At 74.4% G+C, this 2,491-nt stretch carries 4 protein-coding genes; 2 read left to right on the top strand and 2 right to left on the bottom strand.

The annotated features are described in order from the left end of the window. Nucleotides 1-28 precede the first annotated feature (28 nt). Entirely contained in the window at nucleotides 29-559 is a 531-nt protein-coding gene (locus tag ACWGDE_RS38155) for a kinase (RefSeq protein ID WP_453393677.1), read from the top strand. Between the two features lie 80 nt (nucleotides 560-639). Here ACWGDE_RS38155 and ACWGDE_RS38150 read toward each other — a convergent pair whose 3' ends face one another. Further along, nucleotides 640-1,248: a TetR/AcrR family transcriptional regulator gene (locus ACWGDE_RS38150; protein WP_453393676.1), complete on the bottom strand. Its 609-nt coding sequence runs from the start codon at nucleotides 1,246-1,248 to the stop codon at nucleotides 640-642. Between the two features lie 32 nt (nucleotides 1,249-1,280). After that, nucleotides 1,281-1,634 (bottom strand): DUF1304 domain-containing protein, encoded by a 354-nt coding sequence (locus ACWGDE_RS38145; protein ID WP_371614441.1) that lies wholly within the window; start codon nucleotides 1,632-1,634, stop codon nucleotides 1,281-1,283. Nucleotides 1,635-1,746: 112 nt separating this feature from the next. Here ACWGDE_RS38145 and ACWGDE_RS38140 point away from each other — a divergent pair. After that, nucleotides 1,747-2,491: BtrH N-terminal domain-containing protein (locus tag ACWGDE_RS38140; RefSeq protein WP_453393675.1), on the top strand; the 745-nt coding region annotated here is incomplete at its 3' end.

Below are 2,491 nucleotides of genomic sequence, written 5' to 3'. Positions count from 1 at the left end.
GGTGGAGGAAGGTAGCGTGAACCGGATGATGACGGGCACGCCGGACACCCGGCTGATCGTGCTGCGCGGCAACTCCGCCTCCGGCAAGTCCTCGGTCGCCCAGGCGATCCGCGACCGCCACGGCCGGGGCGTCGCGCTCGTGGGCCAGGACAATCTGCGGAGGAACGTCCTGTGGGAGCGGGACACGCCCGGCGCCGCGAACATCGGGCTCATCGGCAGCGTGGCGCGCTACGCGTTGGACCACGGCTTCCACGTGATCGTCGAGGGGATCCTCTACGCGGACCGCTACGGGCCCATGCTCGAGGCCCTGCGCATGGCCCACCGGGGGCGGACGCACTTCTACTACCTCGACGTGCCCTTCGAGGAGACCGTGCGCCGGCACGCGGGCAAGCCCCAGGCCGCCGAGTTCGGCGAGGCGGAGCTGCGCGAGTGGTACCGGCCGCTCGACCTGCTGCCCGGGGACTGGGAGAGCGTCGTCGGGGCCGGGGAGTCCCTGGAGGACACCGTCGCCCGGGTGATGTCCGAGGCAGGTCTGGGCGCGGAGGGGGAGCAGGGCTGACCGGCCGGGTGAGGGGGGGCAGGGCTGATGACCGGCCGTGTGAGGGGCAGAGCTGACCGGCAAGATCCGGAAGAGACGGCCTAACCCGCCCGGTGCAGGGCGACCAGGAGGAGCCAGATGCGCTCCGCCAGCCCGGCCGGGTCCGCGAGGTCGCCGGGGAGATCGCCGTGCAGCCAGTCCGCGAGCACGGCGGTGAACGTGGCGGCCACCGCCGAGCCGACCAGCTCCGGACGGGGAGCGCCCACCGCCGCGCGTTCGGCACGGCTGCGGGCGCGCAGCTCCCGGTACAGGCGCTCGCCGAGCGGACCCCCGCCGCCCGGCAGGAGCAGGGTCCGGTAGAGCGGGGACCGGTCGGCCGCTTCGGCGAGGAACTCGGCCAGCGCGGCCGGCGGACGGGCCGGCGGGAGCGCGGGGGAGTCGTGCTGCCAGGCGTGCAGGGCGTCCACGGCCGCGTGCACGACATCGGCGCACGCGTCCACCGCGAGCGCGGTGAGGTCCTCGTAGTGCAGGTAGAAGGTGGCGCGGCCGACCCCCGCCCGGCGGACCACCGCGGAGACACCGACCTCGGCGAGCGGCCGCTCCGCGCACTCCGCGAGCAGGCTCTCGCGCAGTCGCGCCTTGGTGCGGGCGGTACGCGGATCGGTACGCGGCCCCGCGGGCGGGCCGGCGGGCGGCCCCGCCTCCGGCACGCCGGACGGTACCCCGGAGGCTTCCCCGGACGTCACGCGGCGAGCAGCGCCGCGCCCAGGGCGAGGGCGCCGGGCAGGGCCTGGGCGATCAGGATGCGGCGGTTGGCGGTCGCGGCCCCGTACACCCCGGCGACGATCACGCAGACGAGGAAGAAGATCTGCGTGGCGAGCGAGTCGATCACCAGCGACCAGACCAGGCCGGCGGCCAGGAACCCGTTGTAGAGCCCCTGGTTGGCGGCGAGCGGGGCGGTCAGGCGGGCGGTGTCGGCGTCGAAGCCGTGCAGGGCCCGGCCGGGCGGCCGCTGCCACAGGAACATCTCCAGAACCAGGATGTAGGCGTGGAGCGCGGCGACGAGGCCGATGAGGATCGTTGCGACCGTGTGCACGGCCACCTCCCTGGATGCGGGGCGAGCGGAGGGCGGCCCCTCCGACTTCCTGGACAACTGTACAGGAAGTCCCGTCGCGGCCGGCGGTCCGCGGCGCGGCTACGCTGACCGCATGACTGCGCTCGTATATGAAGACTTCGCCCCCGGACGCCACCGCGAGGCCTCGCTGATCCGGCACGCGCTCGGCAGCGTGCACGACGAGGCGCTGGTCGCGGGCCTGGCGGGCGGCATCGGCTTCATGTACTTCGTGTTCGAGTACGCCGGCCGGCCGCCGATGCCGACGATCGTCGCCCAGGCCCACCCCGACCCCTGGGTCCAGGTCGCCCTCGGCCGCCTGCACATCCCGTACGAGGCCACCCGCAGCGCCAAGCCGCGCTGGAACCGGGTCGAGGCCGCGCTCGACGCGGGCGCGCCGGTGTTCTGCACCGTGAACCGGTCCGGGCTGCCCTGGCACGGGCCCTCCCCGGTGGCGGAACTGGACGCCGCCGATCCGTACGTGGTGGTCGTGGTCGGCCACGAGGGCGACACCTACTACGTCGAGGACGGGGCGAACGGCGCCTCCGCCCCGTACGAGATCGGCCGCGAGGAGTTCGGCGCCGCCTGGTCGGGACACAAGAAGGGCCGCCACCAGATGGTGGTGACCACCGGCAAGCCCGCCGGCGAGCCGGACCTGGACGCGGCGATCGCCGCCACGGTCTCCCGGCTCACCGGGCCCGTGCTGGGCAACCACTTCGACGTCAACTTCGGCTTCTCCGGCATGGAGAAGTTCGCCGCGCAGCTGCGCGACACCACGACGAAGACGGGCTGGGAGCGCCGCTTCGCCGCCCCCGAGGCCTTCGCGCTGGGCACCGCACGGC

It is taken from the genome of Streptomyces sp. NPDC054956, assembly GCF_053609185.1.
This window is presented reverse-complemented; position numbering and strand designations above follow the sequence as displayed.

Coding starts and splice junctions, on each gene's coding strand:
- ACWGDE_RS38155 (WP_453393677.1), top strand. CDS start 29: ATGACGGGCACGCCGGACACCCGGCTGATCGTGCTGCGCGGCAACTCC.